This is a genomic window from Acidovorax sp., assembly GCF_046314175.1.
Taxonomy (GTDB): domain Bacteria; phylum Pseudomonadota; class Gammaproteobacteria; order Burkholderiales; family Burkholderiaceae_C; genus Acidovorax.
In genome coordinates this window covers 1-18,531 of the sequence record NZ_JBKBXG010000003.1, presented here as the reverse complement: position 1 = coordinate 18,531, position 18,531 = coordinate 1, and the positions used below count along the sequence as shown (strand labels likewise).

19 protein-coding genes and 1 pseudogene are annotated in these 18,531 nt (G+C 63.8%); 12 read left to right on the top strand and 8 right to left on the bottom strand.

Annotation, left to right across the window (positions count from 1 at the left end; genetic code table 11):
* Positions 1-86 precede the first annotated feature (86 nt).
* The 3 genes from eno (at position 87) to ACK4OE_RS01565 (ending at position 2,343) form a co-directional block, all read left to right on the top strand.
* Positions 87-1,373 carry a phosphopyruvate hydratase gene (eno, locus tag ACK4OE_RS01575; RefSeq protein WP_409882561.1) on the top strand — a complete coding sequence of 429 codons (1,287 nt, stop codon included), beginning with the start codon at positions 87-89 and terminating at the stop codon, positions 1,371-1,373.
* A gap of 180 nt (positions 1,374-1,553) precedes the next feature.
* The gene (locus ACK4OE_RS01570) at positions 1,554-1,832 is read left to right on the top strand and encodes a septum formation initiator family protein (RefSeq protein WP_409785173.1); all 279 of its coding nucleotides are present in this window, start codon (positions 1,554-1,556) and stop codon (positions 1,830-1,832) included.
* Positions 1,833-1,863: 31 nt separating this feature from the next.
* A complete protein-coding gene (locus ACK4OE_RS01565) occupies positions 1,864-2,343 on the top strand; it encodes a hypothetical protein (RefSeq protein ID WP_409882560.1) in 480 nt (159 codons plus the stop codon).
* 382 nt (positions 2,344-2,725) lie between these two features.
* On the opposite strand, the gene ACK4OE_RS01560 is transcribed toward ACK4OE_RS01565, so the two are convergent.
* The 3 genes from ACK4OE_RS01560 to ACK4OE_RS01550 form a co-directional block, all read right to left on the bottom strand.
* Positions 2,726-3,202, bottom strand: coding sequence for a CZB domain-containing protein (locus ACK4OE_RS01560; RefSeq protein ID WP_409882558.1), 477 nt, complete (start codon positions 3,200-3,202; stop codon positions 2,726-2,728).
* A gap of 239 nt (positions 3,203-3,441) precedes the next feature.
* Positions 3,442-4,434 carry an Hsp33 family molecular chaperone HslO gene (locus tag ACK4OE_RS01555; RefSeq protein ID WP_409882557.1) on the bottom strand — a complete coding sequence of 331 codons (993 nt, stop codon included), beginning with the start codon at positions 4,432-4,434 and terminating at the stop codon, positions 3,442-3,444.
* 67 nt (positions 4,435-4,501) lie between these two features.
* The gene (locus ACK4OE_RS01550) at positions 4,502-5,026 is read right to left on the bottom strand and encodes a gamma carbonic anhydrase family protein (protein ID WP_409882556.1); all 525 of its coding nucleotides are present in this window, start codon (positions 5,024-5,026) and stop codon (positions 4,502-4,504) included.
* A gap of 113 nt (positions 5,027-5,139) precedes the next feature.
* Between ACK4OE_RS01550 and ACK4OE_RS01545 the strand changes: the two genes are divergently transcribed.
* From ACK4OE_RS01545 to ACK4OE_RS01535, 3 genes are all read left to right on the top strand, one after another.
* Complete coding sequence (locus ACK4OE_RS01545; RefSeq protein WP_409882554.1) at positions 5,140-5,943, top strand: ferritin-like domain-containing protein; 804 nt, start codon at positions 5,140-5,142, stop codon at positions 5,941-5,943.
* 137 nt (positions 5,944-6,080) lie between these two features.
* On the top strand, positions 6,081-7,346 hold the full coding sequence (locus ACK4OE_RS01540) for an EAL and HDOD domain-containing protein (RefSeq protein WP_409882553.1): 1,266 nt from the start codon (positions 6,081-6,083) through the stop codon (positions 7,344-7,346).
* Positions 7,347-7,437: 91 nt separating this feature from the next.
* A complete protein-coding gene (locus tag ACK4OE_RS01535) occupies positions 7,438-8,718 on the top strand; it encodes an EAL and HDOD domain-containing protein (protein ID WP_409882552.1) in 1,281 nt (426 codons plus the stop codon).
* A gap of 134 nt (positions 8,719-8,852) precedes the next feature.
* Here ACK4OE_RS01535 and xerD read toward each other — a convergent pair whose 3' ends face one another.
* Positions 8,853-9,752 (bottom strand): site-specific tyrosine recombinase XerD, encoded by a 900-nt coding sequence (gene xerD, locus ACK4OE_RS01530; RefSeq protein WP_409882551.1) that lies wholly within the window; start codon positions 9,750-9,752, stop codon positions 8,853-8,855.
* A 70-nt stretch (positions 9,753-9,822) separates the two neighbouring features.
* Positions 9,823-10,788, bottom strand: coding sequence for a tripartite tricarboxylate transporter substrate binding protein BugE (locus ACK4OE_RS01525; RefSeq protein ID WP_409882549.1), 966 nt, complete (start codon positions 10,786-10,788; stop codon positions 9,823-9,825).
* A 126-nt stretch (positions 10,789-10,914) separates the two neighbouring features.
* On the opposite strand from ACK4OE_RS01525, the gene ACK4OE_RS01520 reads away from it, so the two are divergent.
* Positions 10,915-11,820 (top strand): AEC family transporter, encoded by a 906-nt coding sequence (locus ACK4OE_RS01520; RefSeq protein ID WP_409882548.1) that lies wholly within the window; start codon positions 10,915-10,917, stop codon positions 11,818-11,820.
* Positions 11,817-12,494, top strand: a complete 678-nt coding sequence (locus ACK4OE_RS01515) for a GDSL-type esterase/lipase family protein (protein ID WP_409882547.1) — start codon at positions 11,817-11,819, stop codon at positions 12,492-12,494. Before ACK4OE_RS01520 ends, ACK4OE_RS01515 begins: the two co-directional genes overlap by 4 nt.
* Positions 12,495-12,582: 88 nt before the next feature.
* Here the strand turns inward: ACK4OE_RS01515 and queG are convergent, their stop codons facing one another.
* A complete protein-coding gene (gene queG, locus ACK4OE_RS01510) occupies positions 12,583-13,632 on the bottom strand; it encodes a tRNA epoxyqueuosine(34) reductase QueG (protein WP_409882644.1) in 1,050 nt (349 codons plus the stop codon).
* 12 nt (positions 13,633-13,644) lie between these two features.
* Between queG and tsaE the strand changes: the two genes are divergently transcribed.
* From tsaE to ACK4OE_RS01495, 3 genes are all read left to right on the top strand, one after another.
* A complete protein-coding gene (tsaE, locus tag ACK4OE_RS01505) occupies positions 13,645-14,163 on the top strand; it encodes a tRNA (adenosine(37)-N6)-threonylcarbamoyltransferase complex ATPase subunit type 1 TsaE (protein WP_409882546.1) in 519 nt (172 codons plus the stop codon).
* 6 nt (positions 14,164-14,169) lie between these two features.
* Positions 14,170-15,615: an N-acetylmuramoyl-L-alanine amidase gene (locus ACK4OE_RS01500; protein ID WP_409882545.1), complete on the top strand. Its 1,446-nt coding sequence runs from the start codon at positions 14,170-14,172 to the stop codon at positions 15,613-15,615.
* 122 nt (positions 15,616-15,737) lie between these two features.
* Entirely contained in the window at positions 15,738-16,079 is a 342-nt protein-coding gene (locus ACK4OE_RS01495; protein WP_409882544.1) for a cupin domain-containing protein, read from the top strand.
* A 27-nt stretch (positions 16,080-16,106) separates the two neighbouring features.
* On the opposite strand, the gene ACK4OE_RS01490 is transcribed toward ACK4OE_RS01495, so the two are convergent.
* Positions 16,107-17,681 (bottom strand): methyl-accepting chemotaxis protein, encoded by a 1,575-nt coding sequence (locus tag ACK4OE_RS01490; protein ID WP_409882542.1) that lies wholly within the window; start codon positions 17,679-17,681, stop codon positions 16,107-16,109.
* Positions 17,682-17,976: 295 nt separating this feature from the next.
* Between ACK4OE_RS01490 and ACK4OE_RS01485 the strand changes: the two genes are divergently transcribed.
* Positions 17,977-18,216, top strand: a complete 240-nt coding sequence (locus ACK4OE_RS01485) for a glycine zipper 2TM domain-containing protein (protein WP_409882541.1) — start codon at positions 17,977-17,979, stop codon at positions 18,214-18,216.
* 128 nt (positions 18,217-18,344) lie between these two features.
* Here ACK4OE_RS01485 and ACK4OE_RS01480 read toward each other — a convergent pair.
* Positions 18,345-18,531 (bottom strand): annotated as a pseudogene (locus ACK4OE_RS01480) (hypothetical protein); the annotation flags it as partial.

Here is an 18,531-nt window from a genome sequence, read left to right as displayed (position 1 = left end):
AATTACTCACTAATTGATAGCTGCTAGCGCTTATCCAACAAGCGCTAGAGCCCGATTTGATTTAAAACTTCTGCAAAAGGAACACCATGAGTGCCATCGTTGACATCGTCGGTCGCGAGATTCTGGACAGCCGCGGCAACCCCACCGTCGAATGCGACGTGTTGCTCGAATCGGGCGTGATGGGCCGGGCCGCCGTGCCGTCGGGCGCCTCCACCGGCAGCCGCGAAGCCATTGAAATGCGTGACGGCGACAAGAGCCGCTACATGGGCAAGGGCGTGCTCAAGGCCGTGGAATACATCAACACCGAAATCTCCGAAGCCGTGCTGGGCCTGGACGCGTCGGAACAGGGTTTTCTGGACAAGACCCTGATCGACCTGGATGGCACCGAGAACAAGAGCCGCCTGGGCGCCAACGCCATGCTGGCCGTGTCGATGGCCGTGGCCCGCGCGGCGGCTGAAGAGTCTGGCCTGCCGCTGTACCGTTACCTGGGTGGCATGGGCAGCGTGCAGTTGCCCGTGCCGATGATGAACGTCATCAACGGCGGCGCGCATGCCAACAACAGCCTGGACCTGCAGGAATTCATGATCATCCCCGTGGGCGCGCCCACGTTCCGCGAAGCCGTGCGCTGGGGCGCCGAAGTGTTCCATGCGCTCAAGAAGATCATCCACGACAAGGGCATGAGCACCGCCGTGGGCGACGAAGGCGGCTTTGCGCCCAGCGTCGAAAACCACGAAGCAGCCATTCAGCTGATCCTGCAAGCCATTGAAGCCGCTGGCTACACGGCCGGCGACCAGATCGCCCTGGCTCTGGACTGCGCTGCCAGCGAGTTTTACAAGGACGGCATGTACGTGCTCGAAGGCGAAGGCGGCATCAAGCTCAGCGCTGAACAATGGACCGACATGCTGGCCACCTGGGTGGACAAGTACCCGATCATCAGCATCGAAGACGGCATGCATGAAGGCGACTGGGACGGCTGGAAGCACCTGACGGAACGCCTGGGCGACAAGGTGCAACTGGTGGGCGACGACCTGTTCGTGACCAACACCAAGATCCTCAAGGAAGGCATCGACAAGAAGATCGCCAATTCCATCCTGATCAAAATCAACCAGATCGGCACGCTGACCGAAACGTTCGCCGCCATCGAGATGGCCAAGCGCGCGGGCTACACCGCCGTGATCTCGCACCGCTCGGGCGAGACCGAAGACAGCACCATTGCCGACATTGCTGTGGGCACCAACGCCGGCCAGATCAAGACTGGTAGCCTGAGCCGCTCGGACCGCATCGCCAAGTACAACCAGCTGCTGCGCATCGAAGAAGACCTGGGCGAAATCGCGCAGTACCCCGGCCGCGCTGCGTTCTACAACTTGAAATGAAGCTCCCCCTGAGCCGCTTCGCGTCATCCCCCTCTCCTGCGGGAGGGGGACGCACCCAGTGGCCCGGCCAAGCCGGTTCCACGGGTGCACTGGCCTGCAGCGTGCCCAGGACGCAGCCATGGCCTGGTGCTGCCCACCCGGCGGCGCGGCACGGCTCAAGGGACTGAACCGTCGTCGTCCATGGTTTCCCGCATCGTCCCCGTCATCCTGCTGGCCTTGCTGGTGGCGCTGCACGCCCAGCTCTGGCTGGGGCGGGGCAGTGTGCCGCGCGTCAACGAGATGCAGCGGCAAATCGATGTGCAAAAGGCCGCCAATGACCAGGCCAAGCAGGCCAACGAGCGCCTGTCCTCCGAGGTGCACGACTTGAAAGAGGGCCTGGACATGGTGGAGGAAAAGGCGCGCAGCGAGCTGGGCATGGTCAAGCCCAACGAGATCTACGTGCAGTTCACACCGCGCTGAGGCGCGGTTTTCTCGCTCCTTATTCACGCCCGTGTCTGCCCCGCCGACCATTGCCTTGCTGGGCGCGCCCGGCACTGGGGCCGCGACGCTTGCGCTGGACCTGCGGCAGCGCATCGCCGCCACCTCTGCGCAGATCGTCTGCGCCACCAACCCCGAAGACTGCCCCCAGGCCACCCTCACGCTGTTGATGGGGCTGGACCTGCCGTGCACAGCGGATCAACAGGCAGCACGCGAAGCGGCCGACGCCCGACTGCGGGCAGCGCTGGCGCACGGTGGCAGGGCCTATCGCGTGGTGTACGGGCTCGGCGAGCGCCGCATTGAGAGTGCGCTGCAAGCTATTAAAAGCATAGCTGCTAGCGCTTATGGGACAAGCGCCAGAGGCACTTTTGACTCAGATTCCAGTCCCAGATCAGCCCGACTGCGGGCTTGGAACTGCGAGAAATGCAGCGACCCGGAATGCGAACACCGGCTGTTTACGGCGTTGACGGGACGCGACGCTTCCAACCGTTGATGCGTGAAGGGCGGGGCCCAGGGCGAAACAAGCGACACCGCACTCTCTGCACCGTGTAGCCCAGACCAAAAGCCTAAGAACCTGTTCAATATCTTTTCGGGGATCGCATTGGAGTGCAATCGGGATGAATGGATGCTTCGGATGCGCCGCATGGGCTCGTGCCCATGCAAGCAGCCGGGGCGTCCAATCGCCCGATTTCACTCCAACCCTTCGGGCAAGTACCTTGCCGGGCGGTCTGCGGCGTTGCGGCGCTTGCCGATAGCACGGGCTATCGGCTGCGCACCGCGCCTTGCACCCCATCCCGGCAAGGTACTTGTGTGACCCCGAAAAGATATTGAACAGGTTCTTAGGCCCCAAACTCCCAACGAAGGGTCAAAGGCCGCTACTGCCCCAGCCCGCGTTTGAGCTCCTTGAGCAGCAACACCACCTGGCTGGAGCCATAGCGGTAGCCGCCGTTGAGCACCTGCACGGCCTTGTCCCATTCGCCTTGCTGTGCCAGCTCGACCAGGTTGGCCGCCTGTTCATGAAAGTACTTGTGCCGCGCCAGCAGCAGCGGGTAGGTGGGCTGGTCGCCCAGCACCTCGGCGCCTACGCCGTGCAGCCAGCGGCCCAGTGCGCTGTGGGTGTCCCGCCGCACCAGGGCTGGGTCCACCCCGTAGGAGGTGCGGCCTTCGAGGTAGTCCATCAGGCGGGTCTTCCAACGCTCGTGGGAGTTGATGGCGGCGTCAATGTCCAGAGCCGCCAGCAAGGTGTCGGGGCAGCGCGAGTCCGGTGCGGACGAGCTGTCAAACAGCGCAAGCGGCGCCGCGCTCACGGAGTTTGCGCTGCGACCACCCAGAACTCGACGAAAAAACTCCATGACACCCCTCGTTAGACCCTTGCGCAATGCAGTGCAGCCCCCGTTGGCGCACTCTCTGCGAGCAACTCCCCGGCGCAAGGCCAAATGGTCTGCGGCAACTGGGGAACAACGATGGATCTTAGGCGGGGTCGGCGCGCGGCATTGTCAACGATGGTCAACGGCAATTCACGATGACTGACAACGACTCACAACCATCCAAAACGCACAGCCGCACATGTTGGCGGCGTTGCGACTACGGACTATTGAATACCCGTGGACCCCGAGGGCTGCACCACCGCGGGGGAGACAAAAATCTGCGCCGCATCCACCGCATCAAAGTGGTATTGCTGGCCGCAGAATTCGCAGCCCACTTCGATGTTCTCACGCTCGGCCAAGATGCTCTCGGCCTCTTCTGCACCCAGGTTGCGCAGCATGTTGGTCACGCGTTCACGGCTGCAGGTACAGGCAAAACGCGGGCCGCTGTCGCCCTGCTGGGGTTCAAAGCGCAGCAGTTTTTCCTCCCAGAACAGGCGGCGCAGGATGGTGTCCACATCCAGCGTCAGCAGCTCTTCACGGGTCAGGCTGGCGGCCAGATGGGCAATGCGGTTGTAGTCCTCGTTATGGCCGATCTGGTCTTCGTTCTCGCGGTGCGTGAGGCCGGAGGCCAGGTTGCCCTCGCCCTTGATAGGCATGCGCTGGATCAGCAGACCCGCGGCCACCTGCTCGTTGGCGCCCAGCACCAGGATGGTGTCCAGCTGCTCGGACTGCAGCATGTAGTGCTGAAGCACGTCGGACAGGCGGTCCAGCTTTTCATGCTGGTCGCCATGCAAGGGCACCACACCCTGGTACGGCTGCTGGCCTGGGTGGCGGTCCTTGGGGTCCAGCGTGATGGCGCAGCGGCCGCCGCCGGCAACGTTCACCATGTCGCTCAGGCGGGCTGTGTCGGCCACCTCGCCGTTCACCGTGGCCGTGGCGCGCAGGCTCAGGTCCGACTGCACTTCAGCCACGGCCAGCTTGACCGGGCCATCGCCAAACACCTGCAGCACCAGCGCGCCGTTGAACTTGATGTTGGACTGCATGAGCACGCCCGCAGCAGCCATCTCGCCAAGCAGTTCGCTCACGGGGGCGGGGTAAGCGCCCGTGGCAGAGTTGCCCTTGCGCACGCGCAGGATCTCGGTCCAGGCGTCGGTCAGGCGCACGATCATGCCGCGCACGGGAAGGCCATCGAAAAGAAACTTGTGGAGTTCAGACACGCAGGGGTTCCAGAAGAAAAAGTCAGCAGCCTTGGTTACTTGGCTAAAGGGGAGTCAGCAGTTCAGGTTAGGCGACCTTGTGCAGGCCGGTTTGAAAGCGGCGTGCATTGTCGATGTAGTGTTGGGCGCTCTGGCGCAGGCCTTCGATCTGCTGTGCCGTGAGTTCGCGCACGGCCTTGGCGGGGCTGCCGATGATCATGGAGCCATCCGGAAACTCTTTGCCTTCGGTCACCAGCGCGCCCGCGCCCACGAGGCAGTTCTTGCCGATCTTTGCGCCGTTGAGGACGATGGCGCCGATGCCTATCAGCGACTCGTCGCCAATGGTGCAGCCGTGCAGCATGACCTGGTGGCCCACAGTCACGCGTTCGCCGATGACCAGGGGCTGGCCGATGTCGGCGTGCAGCACGCTCGCGTCCTGGATATTGGAGCCGGCTCCGATGGTGATGCTTTCGGTGTCGCCCCGGATCACGGTGCCAAACCACACGCTGACGTCTTCGCCCAGCACCACGTTGCCCATGACCTGCGCGCTGTCGGCCACCCAGGCCGCTGCCGCCAGCTGCGGCGACACGCCATCAAGTTCGTAAATTGCCATGCACCACTTCCAAAAGATGAGGGGACCAACGCACAAGCGGAGCGCCCTGAGAGGTCGCCAATCGTTACAAAGCGTGTGCCTTGGCGCCGATGGCAAGGCCTAGAATTGTAAGGATGGAGCTTCGCCACCGTGCATTGCAGGTCTTGTGCCTCGCAGACCCTGAACAAAAAGCGGCCGCAGCGCTTGACCTGCAAGCGCAAGCAGCTACTCTTTCGATAGCAACCTGCGCACCCGAATCACCCACCGATGCCAGCAGCCTGCCGGGTCGCCCCGAGCGCCCGCCCCTGCTGCGCCACAACGAAGTTGCCCGCCGCTCGCCAGCCACCGCACACGGTCGCGCCATCCTGATCCACGCCATTGCGCACATCGAGTTCAACGCCATCAACCTGGCACTCGATGCGGTCTGGCGCTTTGACGGCATGCCCCGGGCCTACTACACCGACTGGATGCTGGTGGCAGGCGAAGAGGCCAAACACTTTCGCCTGCTGCGCGACCACCTGCGCGCGCAGGGGCATGACTACGGCGACTTTCCGGCCCACCAGGGCTTGTGGACCATGTGCGAGAAGACCCAGCACGACATCCTGGCCCGCATGGCCTTGGTGCCGCGCACGATGGAGGCGCGCGGGCTGGACGCCACGCCCCAGATCCAGGCCAAGCTGCGCCAGGTGGGTACGCCCGATGCGTTGGCGGCGGTGGACATCCTCGATGTCATCCTGCATGACGAAGTCGGCCACGTGGCCATTGGCAACCACTGGTACCGCTGGTTGTGCGAACGCGCGGGCCACGACCCCGAAACCCACTACGGCACCCTGGTGCGCCAGTACGAAGCCCCGCGCCTGAAGCCCCCTTTCAACGAGTCTGCGCGCCGCCGCGCGGGTTTTACCGATACCGAACTGCGCTGGCTCCAGCAAGTTTGAGAAATGCACACACCGCCTGAGCCGCTTCGCAACCCGGATGTCCGAGAGCTTGTGCGCGCCACCAGGAATTCGATGACTCCTACAATCCGCGCAGGGGCGCACCTTGTGTGGCCTGCCTCTTTTTTACGATGACACCCATGACCCAAGCTTCCGCCCCCGGCACCCCTCCCGCGCCACCGGGCAACCAGACGTCGGTGGCCATGATCGCCCGGCAAGCCATCGTCAACGCCCAACAGGCGGTGGTTGGCTACGAGCTGTTCAACCGCTCCCGCAGCGGCTCTGCCCACACAGCAGCCACCGATGTCATCCTGGTGTTCACCGCCCTCTCGCACGCGGGCACCGATGAACTGGTGGGCAAGAAGCTCATTTTTGTGAACTGCACGCACGAGAGCCTTTCCGGCGGGCACCTCGAATTGGTGGACCCGGACAAGGTTGTGCTGGAGATTCCTCCGCTGGGCCACACCGCCGCCGACGAAGTCGCCACGCGCATGCCCATCCTGGCCGAGCTGCGCGCCCGCGGTTTTCACCTGGCGTTCAACCACACCGTGCTGCAGTCGGCCTATGCGCCCTGGCTGCCGCTGGCCGACTACATCAAGCTCGATCTGTCGGTGCTGGCGGCAGACCAGCTGGCGGTTCTGATCAGCTATGCCGGGCGCAATTCCAAGGCAGAGCTGATTGCCGAGAAGGTGGAAACCGCCCAGCAATACGACATGGTGTCGAGCCAGGGCATCGCGCTGTTCCAGGGCTATTGGTTTGCCCGCCCCTCGCTGGTCGAGGCCAAGTTGCTCACGCCCTCGCAGGCCAGCATCATTGAGCTGATCAACCAGGTCCGCAAACAGGCCAGCACCGACGATATTGAAGAAGTGCTCAAGAAGGACGCCGGGCTGGCGTTCAACCTGATGCGCATCATCAATTCTGCCGGTTTTGGGCTGAACCGCGAGATCACGTCCTTCCGCCAGGCCGTGATGTTGATGGGGCTCAAGAAACTGTTCCGCTGGGCGGCGCTGCTGCTCACCGCGTCGCGCAACAACGGTACACCGTCGTCCGTGGGCCAGACCGCCGTGGAGCGCGGGCGGCTGATGGAACTGCTCGCTCTGGAGACCTTGCCGCCCGAAGAGGCCGACCAGGCGTTTGTGGTGGGCATCTTCTCGCTGCTGGACGTGATGCTGTCGATGCCCATGGAATCGGCCATAGGCCTTTTGAACGTGCCCGAACCCGTGAAGGCTGCCCTGCTGCGCCGCGAAGGGTTTCTGGGCGACCTGCTCACGCTGGCCGAGGCCTGTGAATCCAGCGACGATGCGGTGTTTGACCGCACCGCAGGGTTGCTGCACCTCACCAGCCAGCAGATCAACCTGGCGCATTTGCAGGCGCTGGCCTGGGCAGACCAGCTGACGGAAGCGTAAGCCCCGGGTTGCCCCTGCAAACCAATCGTTCGCGCTTGCGACCTACCGGTCTAGAATCAACGCAGACCCGCCATCCACTACTGCAGACCCCATGTCGAGCACACCTGAACAAGACACCCCGGAAGCTGCGTCCCTCACGGTAGAAGCCGTCGACGAGAACATTGCCATCATTGCCCGCCAGGCCATCGTGGACGAAAGCCGTGCGGTTTTTGGCTACGAGCTTTTTGACCGATCCACCGCATCCGACTCGCACACCGCCGCCAGCGATGCGGCCCTGCTGTTTAACGCGCTGTCGTACGCGGGCACCGAAGCCTTGGTGGGCAAGAAGACGGTATTCATCAACTGCACGCACGACAGCCTCTCTGGCGGTCACCTGGAGTTGATCCACCCTGAAAAGGTGGTGCTGGAAGTCCCCCCCCTGCCCGACACCGCCACGCCCGAAGAAATCGAAGGCCGCGTGCCCACCCTGCATGCCTTGCGCACGCGCGGGTTCCGCCTGGCGTTTGACCAGGCCGCGCTGCGCCGCGCCTACACCAGCTGGCTGCCACTGGCCGCCTTCATCAAGCTGGACATGCAGGCGTTCAAGCCCGAACTGGCCGGCCCATTGGTGAAATTTGCTACCACCCACAGCCAGGCCACACTGGTCGCTGAAAAGGTCGAAACCGCCGAGCAGTACGAGCTGATGCGTGGCCTGGGTGTGAAGCTGTTCCAGGGCTATTGGTTTGCCAAGCCTTCGCTGGTCAAGGCCACCACCATCCGCCCTTCACAGGCCACGATCATCCAGCTCATCAACCTGGTACGCAAACAGGCCAGCACGGCCGAGATCGAAGACCTGCTCAAGAAAGACCCGACGCTGTCTTTCAATCTGCTGCGGTTCATCAACTCGTCGGGCTTTGGCCTGTCGTGCGAGATCACCTCGTTCCGCCATGCGGTGATGATTCTGGGCCTCAAAAAACTGTTCCGTTGGGCCGCGCTGCTCATGACTACGTCCCGTGCAGGCGGTGCACCGCCCGCCGTGGGCCAGACAGCCGTCGTGCGCGGGCGCCTGATGGAGCTGCTGGCTGCCGAACTGCTGCCCCCAGAAGAATGCGACAACGCCTTTGTGGTGGGTGTGTTTTCGCTGCTGGACACCATGCTCGGGGTTTCACTCGACAAAGCGCTGGAATCCGTCGCCCTGCCCGAGCCCGTGATGGACGCCCTGCTGCGCCGCACAGGGGTGTTTGCGCCGTTCCTGGAACTGACCATCGCCTGCGAAAGTGGCGACGAAGTGGCTTTTGCGAAAAACGCCGAAGCCCTGCACCTGTCCAACCGACAGGTCAACTGGGCCCACTTGCAGGCACTGACCTGGGCCGAGAGCCTGAACGAAGATTAGGGTGCCCTGGGCCTCTCGGGCCTCTCAGTCTCCTTGGGCCTTGTCTATATCGCCTAAAAAATGGCCCGCTCACTGTGGGCCATTTTTTGTATGGGCCCACACCGTCCAGTAAAAGACGCGCTGTGGGCTGCAATTCAGCCGCGCGGGTGGTGCTGCGCATGCAGCGACTTGAGCCGCTCGCGCGCCACATGGGTGTAAATGGTGGTGGTCGAAATGTCGGCGTGGCCCAGCAGCAGCTGTACCACCCGCAGATCAGCGCCATGATTGAGCAAATGCGTGGCAAACGCGTGCCGCAGCGTATGGGGCGACAGCGGCGCGGTGATTCCCGCCACCTGCGCCCATTTTTTCACGATGACCCAGAACATGGCGCGCGTCATGCCGCTGCCGCGCTGAGTTACAAACAAGTCGTCGGTCTGCTGGCCGCCCAGAATCGCTCCCCGGGCCTCCTGCAGGTACCGGTCTATCCACTGGCGGGCTTCTTCACCAAAGGGCACCAACCGCTCCTTATTGCCCTTGCCCATCACCCGCAGCACGCCTTCGTTCAGGCCCAGCTGAAAGGTCTTGAGCGTGACCAGCTCCGTCACACGCAGGCCGCTGGCGTACATCAGCTCCAGCATGGTGCGGTCGCGCAGGCCCAGGGGGTTGCCCAGGTCGGGCGCAGTCAACAACGCCTCTACCTGGGCCTGTGACAAGGTCTTGGGTACACGCAGTGGCTGGCGTGCCGCCTGCAGGCGCACTGTGGGGTCGGCCACAATGCGCCGCTCGCGCAGCGCCCAATGAAAGTAGCGGCGCAGCACCGTCAGGCGCCGGTTGGCCGACGTAGCGCGCGTGACCGCGTGGCGCGCGGCGAAATAACCCTGCAGATGGTGTTCCGCCGTGTCATCCAGAGCCAGCGCAGGCTGCTGGTCGGCCAGCCACTGGGCATACAGCGTCAGGTCTCGCCGGTAGGCGGCCAGCGTATTGCGCGACAGGCCGTCCTCCAGCCAAAGGGAGTCCACAAAGGTGTCGATGGCAGTCAGGCTGGTTGGGAGCATCAAAAAACGATAGCACGTAAAAAAGCCGCCCGGGCGACGGGGCGGCTTTAGGAGGAGGCAAGCGCAGTGCTTATTCCAACGTCAACTTCTGCTTGGCGACCACTTGCTTGTAAACCGCGAACTCGGCCTTGATCTGTTCGGCGAACTGCTCTGGCGAATTGCCCACCACGATGGAGCCGGTGTCTTCAATGCGCTTTTTCACTGCCGGGTCTTGCAGTGCGGTGCGCACGGCGGCGTTGATCTTGTCAACGATATCCTTGGGAAGGCCCTTGGGGCCCAGGATGCCGTAGTAGGCCATGCGGTTCACAGGCTCCAGACCCAGTTCCTTGAACGTGGGCACGTTGGGCAAGGCTGCGACGCGCTGTGGCGCTGCAACGGCAATGGCCACCAGGCGGTTGTCCTTGATGAAGGGCAGCGCCGAGGGGATGTTGTCAAAAATGATCGGAACCTGGCCAGCCACCGTATCGTTCAGCGCTGGGCCTGCGCCGCGGTAGGGGATGTGGGTGATGAAGGTGTTAGACAGGCTCTTGTACAGCTCCATCTGCAGGTGGCCGATGCCGCCCGTGCCCGACGATGCGTACGAATACTTGCCGGGGTTCTTCTGCACTTCGGCCACAAACGCCTTGTAGTCCTTGGCGGGGAAGCTGGGGTTCACCGCAATCAGATTGGGCGTGGCCGCAATGTTGATGATGGGCGTGAAGTCCGTCAGCGTGTTGTACGGCGTCTTGGGGTTGATGGCGGGGTTGGCCGCCGTGGTGGACACCGTGGCCACACCCAGCGTGTAGCCGTCTGGCGCCGAACGGGCGATTTCAGCGGCGCCGACAATGCCGCCACCACCGGCCTTGTTTTCCACAATCACGGTCTGGCCCAGGGCTTTGCCCAGCGGGTCAGCAATCACGCGCGCAATGATGTCGGTGGTGCCGCCGGGTGCAAAAGGCACCTGCAGCTTGATGATCTTGTTGGGGTAGCCTTGAGCGGCTGCGGTACCTGCGGCTGCGGCCAGTACGGTCAGTGCGAGCCATTGACGACGATGCATAGGGTTCTCCTTCAAGCGGGGTGACAAATAGCGCTGATGGTATGCGCAACGAGCGGTTTGTTGCCCTGCGGATTCCACATAAGGGCTAACCCGGGGCTCTTGCCGGACATCAAGTATTCTCACCGCGTGAACTACGCCCAGCTTCTGATCCCGGACTTCTCCCTCATCCTTTGCGGTTACCTGATCTGCCGGTACACCGCCCTCAACCGGTCGGTGTGGCAGCCTGTGGAGAGTCTGGTGTACTACCTGCTGTTCCCCGTGCTGCTGTTTCAGTCCATCGTCAAGAGCCCGGTGGACATCGGCGCCGCATCAGGCCTGATCGCAGCCGGGCTGACCATGGGCGTCACGGGCATTGCACTCGCCTACAGCCTGCCGCACTGGCCCTGGCTGGGCAAACACATCGACGCGCGCGACCATGCGGCCAGCGCGCAGGTGGCGTTCCGCTTCAACTCCTTCATTGGCCTGGCCATCGCCGAGCGCCTGGCGGGGGCCGAAGGCCTGCTGATGATTGCCGTGCTGATCGGCGTGTGTGTGCCACTCTTCAACGTGGCTGCCGTATGGCCCATGGCGCGGCACGGCCAGCACAGCTTTGCGCGGGAGCTGGTGCGCAACCCGCTCATCATCGCCACGGTGTCGGGGTTGATTGCCAATTTGCTCGGTTTTCAGATCCCTGAATGGGCCAGTCCCACCGTCAGCCGCATCAGCGCGGCATCGCTGGCGCTGGGGCTGATGGCCGCAGGCGCGGGCCTGCAGTTTGGCTTGCTCACGCGGGGCAAGGCGCTGAGCGTGGCGGTGTTGTCCATCCGACACCTGGTGCAGCCGCTGCTGGCGTTTGCGATGGCGCGGCTGTTCGGACTCAATGCCGTGCAGACCACCATGCTGCTGGCGTTCTCGGCCCTGCCTACCGCGTCTACCTGCTACGTGCTGGCGGCGCGCATGGGCTACAACGGGCCGTATGTTGCCGGGCTGGTGACGCTGTCTACCCTGCTGGGCATGGTCAGCTTGCCGTTTGCTTTGGGATTTCTCCGATGACCGATTCACACAGGGACCTGGGTTTCAACCCCGTGGCAAGCCGCCGCGCGCTAATGGCAAGTTTGGGGGCGCTGGCGCTGGTGCCATTGGTGGGCTGCGGGCGCAAAGCCCCAACCGCCCAGGCCGTGCCGCCCGGCGCCACCGTGCTGGCGCTGGGGGATTCGCTGACCTCGGGCGTGGGCGCATCCGCCGATACCGCCTACCCTGCTGTGCTTGCTGGGTTGACGGGCTGGAAGGTGGTCAACGGCGGTGTGTCGGGCGACACCTCGGCCCAGGCGCTGGCGCGGTTGCCCGGGCTGCTTCAAACGCACAACCCTGCACTGGTGATTGTGAGCATCGGCGGCAACGACTTTCTGCGCCGCCAGAGCGCTGCGACCACCCGCAGCAACATCCGCCAGATCTGCGCCGACGCACAGGCCAGTGGCGCGCAGGTGCTGCTGGTTGCCGTGCCCGAGCTGACGATGCTGGCGGCCGTGGGCCGATTGAGCGACCACTCCATGTACGAAGAAATCGCCAGCGAACTGAAAGTGGCGCTGCACAGCGAAGGATGGTCGGCCGTGCTGGCGCAAGAGCGGTTGCGGGCCGACCAGATCCATGCCAATGCTGCGGGGTATGAAGAGTTCACGCAGGGGCTGGTGCAGACCCTCAAGCAGACCGGTTTGCTGGCGCGGTAGCAGCGGTACGCCGCAGCAAAAAAGCGGCAGAAAACACTCTTATTTTGATAGCTTCTAGTGCTTATCCATCAAGCGCTAGAGGCCAATTTCATTCAAAATCCAGCGCCCAGGCCACATGCTCGCGCACCAGATCGCTGGGGTCCGCAGCGCGAGCCTGCAGCGCGGCTCGAACCGTCTCGTCCCCCGTCGCCCGCAGCGCATTACCCAGCGCCACGGCCACATTGCGCAGCCAGCGCTCGTGACCGATGCGGCGGATGGGGCCGCCTTCGGTCATGCGCAAAAAGGTGGGCTCATCCCACGCAAACAGATGTACCAATTGCTGGCCCGCCAGGCCCTTGCGCTCATCAAAGTCGGGCAGACGGCTGACCTGGGCAAACTTGTTCCACGGGCAGATCAACTGGCAGTCGTCGCAGCCGTAAATGCGGTTGCCCATCAGCGGGCGTAGCTCCAGCGGAATCGGCCCGGCGTGTTCGATGGTCAGGTACGAGATACACCGCCGGGCGTCGACACGCTGCGGCGCGATGATGGCCTGCGTGGGGCACACATCAATGCAGGCGGTGCAACTGCCGCAGTGGGCTGTGACCGGCTCGCTTGCGGGCAGCGCCATGTCCACATAGATCTCACCCAAAAAGAACATCGACCCCGCCTCGCGGTTAAGCACCAGCGTGTGTTTGCCACGCCAGCCCTGGCCGCTGCGCGCGGACAGCTCGGCCTCCAGCACGGGGGCCGAGTCGGTGAACACGCGGTGGCCAAAGGGGCCGATGGCCTCGGTAATGCGGTCGCTGAGCTTTTGCAGGCGCGCGCGCAGCACCTTGTGATAATCCCGGCCCCGGGCGTAGACCGAAACAATGCCCTCCTGCGGGCGGGACAGGCGCGAAAGCTCCACCGCCTGCCAGCCTTCGGGGGCAACCATGGCGGTGCTCTGCGGCAAATAATCCATGCGCGCCGTGATCACGCTCACGGTGCCGGGCACCAGCTCGGCCGGGCGCGCGCGCTTCAGGCCGTGGGACGCCATGTAATGCATGTCACCATGGAACCCCTGCGCCAACCAGGCCTCAAGTCCTGGCTCTGCCGCAGACAAGTCCACCCCCGCCACGCCGATTTGGGAAAATCCCAGCTCGCGGGCCCACTCCTGCATTTGAGGAACGAGTTGACTGTTGCACCACATACCGGCCAGATTGTAGGAAGCGCCGCTGCCGCCCCGGCAGAACCACCCCGTCAGATCACCTGGCATAGCGAGGATGACACTGCCACCTTTGCGCAGCGCCTTGCCGCGCAGCCGCAGTTGGCCAATGCCTTTGTGACCCTGCACGGCGACCTTGGCGCAGGCAAGACCACGCTGGTGCGCCACCTGCTGCGCGCCTTGGGCGTAGAGGGCCGCATCAAGAGCCCCACCTATGCCGTGGTGGAGCCGCACGAGGCGCCAGGCCTTTCGATCTGGCACTTCGACTTCTACCGCTTTGACGACCCACGCGAGTGGGAAGACGCGGGTTTCAGGGACATTTTTGCCAACCCCGGCCTCAAGGTGGCAGAATGGCCGGAAAAGGCCGCAGCGCTTACCCCGCTTGCAGACCTTGCTATCCACATTGAAGCAATCGATGACACCGAAAGGAAGGTCACGCTGCACGCCCACACCGCTACGGGGCGCAGCCTGCTGCAAGCACTCTGAGACGCCGTGAACGAACCCACCCTGCCCGCCCACCCTGCCGCTGCCCCCCTGCCTTCGCGCCGCTCTGTGCTGCAGGCGGGCACTCTGGTGCTGTTGCTGGGCACGCAGCAGATTGCACGCGGCGCCACCATCCTGGCCGTGCGCGTATGGCCCGCGCCCGAGTATTCGCGGGTGACTATCGAATCCGACGGCGCGCTGGTGGCCAAGCAGTTCTTCGTGACCACGCCACCGCGGCTGGCCGTGGACATCGAGGGCATCGACCTGAGCCCCGAGCTGCGCGAGCTGGTCGCCAAGGTCAAGCCCGACGACCCCAACATTGCCGGCATCCGCGTGGGCCAGAACGCGCCCGGTGTGGTGCGGCTGGTGGTCGACCTGAAACAGGCCGCCATGCCCCAGGTGTTCACGCTGCCGCCCGTGGCCGCCTACCAGCACCGGCTGGTGTTTGACCTGTACCCCGCCGAGCCGGTGGACCCGCTGGAGGCGCTGATTGCCGAGCGCCTGCGCGAAGCCCCTGCCAAGCCCGCCCCGGCACCCAACCCGCCGCTCACAGCCGCCGCAGCCGCTGCCGCACGGGCCCCTGTGCCCCCCACCGAGCACGACCCGCTGGGCGACCTGATTGCACAACGCAGCCAGCGTCCGGGCCCGCCCGGCCCCCCGCCCATGGTGGCCACCGCCCCACCGCCCGCAGAACCCGCACGGCCCGGCAGCCGTGCCACCTCCACCCAGACCGACCGCATCATCATCGTGGCGCTGGACCCCGGCCACGGCGGCGAAGACCCCGGCGCCATCGGCCCCGCAGGCACGCGCGAGAAAGACGTGGTGCTGCGCGTCGCCCACCTGCTGCGCGACCGCATCAACGCCACCACCGTGGGCGGCAACCCCATGCGCGCCTACCTGACGCGCGACGGCGACTACTTTGTGCCCCTGGCCACCCGCGTGCAAAAGGCGCGGCGCGTGCAGGCAGACCTGTTCGTCAGCATCCATGCCGACGCCTTCACAGTGCCCACGGCGCGGGGCGCCAGCGTGTTTGCGTTGAGCCAGAGCGGCGCCTCCAGCACAGCGGCGCGCTGGCTGGCCAACAAAGAAAACAGTGCAGACCTGGTAGGTGGCATCAACGTGCAGTCCAAAGACCGGCAAGTGCAAAGCGCGCTGCTGGACATGAGCACCACCGCACAGATCAACGACAGCCTGAAACTGGGCGCCGTGCTGCTGGGCGAAATCGGCGGCATGGCCAAGCTGCACAAGCCGCGCGTGGAGCAGGCGGGCTTTGCTGTGCTGAAGGCGCCTGACATTCCGAGCGTTTTGGTCGAAACCGCCTTCATCAGCAACCCCGAAGAGGAAAAGCGCTTGCGCAGCCCCGCTTACCAGGAGCAACTGGCCAATGCACTGATGCGCGGCATCACCCGCTACTTTGCCAAGAACCCGCCGCTGGCGCGCAGCCGGTCGGTGTAGGCCGGTTCAGCGTGGTTGACCCGCCTTGCGCGGGCTGCCAAGTGCAGGCAAAGTAGCTTTCATCGCCTACGCCTTTGCATGCACCCTGTGCATCGCGCAAAGGCCAGCAAGGAGAAATTTCTATGGCACTGCCCCACGCTCAATCCGGCCAAATCGTCAGCGTGCGCCCCCTCGGCGACCGCTTGCCTGAATCCGTCACCACCGCCATCCTCAAAGCAGGCCAGCTCGAAGTCATGCGCGTGGTGCTGCCGGTGGGCAAATCCATGAAAGAACACCAGACCCCCGGCGAAGCCACCGTGCAGTGCATTGAAGGCGTGGTGGAATTTGTCAGCGAACAGGGCGTGCAACAACTGCACCCCGGCGATTTTGTGCACCTCGCGCCCCGCGCGCTGCATGCACTCAAGGCGGTGCAAGACGCGTCACTGCTGGTCACTATCTGCCTGAAGCCTGCCGTGGCAGCGTAGGCTCGGCAACGAGTTACCGGCGCCTGATCAACGTCCCAGCCGGAACACACTCACGATTTCGGCCAGTTTGGCGGCCTGGTGCTTGAGGCTGTCGGCCGCTGCGGCGCTTTCTTCTACCAGCGCAGCGTTTTGCTGGGTTACCTGGTCCAGCTGCATCACCGCTTCTCCCACCTGGCTGATGCCAATCGTCTGCTCGCCCGTGGCGCTGGAGATCTCGCCGATCAGGTCGCTCACGCGTTTGACCTGGGTGACGATGTCTTCCATGCTCTGCCCTGCGTTGGTGACGAGCTGGGTGCCGTTTTCCACTTTCTCCACGCTGGCGCCAATCAGGGTTTTGATCTCTTTGGCTGCGTTGGCGCTGCGCTGGGCCAGGCTGCGCACCTCGGTGGCGACCACCGCGAAGCCCCGGCCTTGTTCACCAGCCCGTGCGGCTTCAACTGCGGCATTCAGGGCCAGGATGTTGGTCTGAAACGCAATGCCGTCGATCACCGCAATGATGTCGGTGATCTTGCGCGACGCCGCCGAAATGTCCTGCATGGTGTTTACCACCTGGCCCACCACTTCTCCGCCTTTCACTGCTGCGGCGGACGCCGTACCCGCCAGCACAGCGGCGCGCTGGGCGGTTTCCGAATTGTTCTTGACGGTGCTGGTTATCTCCTCCATCGACGCGGCGGTCTGCTCCAGGTTACTGGCCTGCTCTTCGGTGCGCTGGCTCAGGTCGGCGTTGCCCATGGCGATCTCGCTGGAGCCGGTGGCAATGCTGTCGCTGCTGAGCCGCACATCACCCACGATGCGCACCAGCGATGTCTGCATGGTCTCCATGGCGCGCATCATGTCGGCCACCTCACCGCGCCCCTGCGCATGAATGGGATGTGACAGATCGCCTTCACCAATGCGCTGGGCCACCGCACTCACCTCGCCCAATGAGCGGCGGATGCGCTGCACCACCACCCACGACAACACCATCAACAGCGCCAAGCCGGCAAAACCGGCCACCATGACGGTGAGCCGGTACGACTGGATGAGCCCTGCTGCCTCGGCCGCCTGCTCGGCCGAACGCTGCACCTGGTAGCTCACCATCTTGTCGGCCACGGCGTTGTACTTGTCCACCACGGGCGCAAAGTCGGCCAACGCAAAGCTCTTGGCCTGCGCCATGTCTCCGGCTTTCTTCAGCGCCAGCGCTTTGTCACGCGCCTCCAGATAAGGCTTGCGAATGGCCGCAAGCTCTTCTTGAATCCGCAGGCCCTCCGCACTGTTCTCCAGCTCTGAATAGCGTTTTTGAACCTTGCTCGTGTCGGCCGTGGTGGCCGCCACCACGTCCTTGAAATAGTTCTGCAGGTCATCGCCTTCGGTCTGCACGATGGAGAACACGCGCGTGGAGTTGACGGCAATGTTGCTGCGCCAGCGCAGCGCCAGCTGCAACCGCTCCACCTGCTCGGTGGCCAGGCGGTCCACCGTGGTGCCCAGGGTTTGCACCCGCACCAGGCTCAGCGCCAAAACGACCACAAGCGCCAGCACGGCCACTGCGACGATGAGCCCGATCTGCTGGGCCACGGTGAAACTCGTGCCGGAAGCTCCGGCTGCCTGTGTGGATGGGGTCATCAGGTGTCCTAAGGTGATTTTTGTAAGGCGATGTGGTTTAGAAATCATCTGCCTTCGCGACCGACTTGGCAACGGTGATCACCGCGCTCGTAAACCCTGATGTACAGGGTTGCTGGGCAACGAATGCGCCAGTCCACGCTGCCAGATCCGGAGTCGCATGTCCTACAGGTTCAGAACTCACGTACCTACATGCGAGGCAGAGGGCGCCAACGATAGTGAAGGCACAGGTCGATGTTCAAAAGCAGCCGCTGATGAACTCCAAGGCCTGACTCCCTCACCACAAAGGACTCTTGCCATGAAAATCCGTCACATCCTTCTTGCGACCACCTGCACCGCAGCCCTTGCCTTGGGCGGTTGCGCTTCCAACCCCTCGGGTGCCCAGGTCGGCACGGGTGTCGGCGCCGTCGTCGGGGGCGTAGCTGGTAACGCCGTGTTTGGCGGCCCGGTCGGCACCATCGGTGGCGCCGCTGCAGGCGCCCTCATCGGCCATGAAGTCGGTGAAGACCGCGATCAACGCCGCCCCTATCGACGTTAATTCGGCCGTTAATCCGCCCCCTCATACCTGGACCCGCCAACCCTGGCGGCTTCAGGCATAAAAAGAGCTGCCAGCGCTTATCCAACAAGCGCTAGCAGCTCTTTTTTAATAGCAAATCGTTAACTATCTCATGCTGCCTTGGTTTGGCGCCCCGCCCGCCACGCGCCAAAGATGGCGATCAGGCCGGGTATAAAAATCATCGCCCAGATGATTTTGTCCAGGTTTTCCTTCACCCAGGCAAAGTTGCCAAAGAAGTAGCCTGCCGAGCAGATCCCCAGCACCCAGATGAGCGCCCCGCCCACGTTGTAGGCCGTG

Coding starts and splice junctions, on each gene's coding strand:
- eno (WP_409882561.1), top strand. CDS start 87: ATGAGTGCCATCGTTGACATCGTCGGTCGCGAGATTCTGGACAGCCGC.
- ACK4OE_RS01570 (WP_409785173.1), top strand. CDS start 1,554: ATGGTTTCCCGCATCGTCCCCGTCATCCTGCTGGCCTTGCTGGTGGCG.
- ACK4OE_RS01560 (WP_409882558.1), bottom strand. CDS start 3,202: ATGGAGTTTTTTCGTCGAGTTCTGGGTGGTCGCAGCGCAAACTCCGTG.
- ACK4OE_RS01550 (WP_409882556.1), bottom strand. CDS start 5,026: ATGGCAATTTACGAACTTGATGGCGTGTCGCCGCAGCTGGCGGCAGCG.
- ACK4OE_RS01545 (WP_409882554.1), top strand. CDS start 5,140: ATGGAGCTTCGCCACCGTGCATTGCAGGTCTTGTGCCTCGCAGACCCT.
- ACK4OE_RS01540 (WP_409882553.1), top strand. CDS start 6,081: ATGACCCAAGCTTCCGCCCCCGGCACCCCTCCCGCGCCACCGGGCAAC.
- ACK4OE_RS01535 (WP_409882552.1), top strand. CDS start 7,438: ATGTCGAGCACACCTGAACAAGACACCCCGGAAGCTGCGTCCCTCACG.
- xerD (WP_409882551.1), bottom strand. CDS start 9,752: ATGCTCCCAACCAGCCTGACTGCCATCGACACCTTTGTGGACTCCCTT.
- ACK4OE_RS01525 (WP_409882549.1), bottom strand. CDS start 10,788: ATGCATCGTCGTCAATGGCTCGCACTGACCGTACTGGCCGCAGCCGCA.
- ACK4OE_RS01515 (WP_409882547.1), top strand. CDS start 11,817: ATGACCGATTCACACAGGGACCTGGGTTTCAACCCCGTGGCAAGCCGC.
- queG (WP_409882644.1), bottom strand. CDS start 13,632: ATGCAGGAGTGGGCCCGCGAGCTGGGATTTTCCCAAATCGGCGTGGCG.
- ACK4OE_RS01495 (WP_409882544.1), top strand. CDS start 15,738: ATGGCACTGCCCCACGCTCAATCCGGCCAAATCGTCAGCGTGCGCCCC.
- ACK4OE_RS01490 (WP_409882542.1), bottom strand. CDS start 17,681: ATGACCCCATCCACACAGGCAGCCGGAGCTTCCGGCACGAGTTTCACC.
- ACK4OE_RS01485 (WP_409882541.1), top strand. CDS start 17,977: ATGAAAATCCGTCACATCCTTCTTGCGACCACCTGCACCGCAGCCCTT.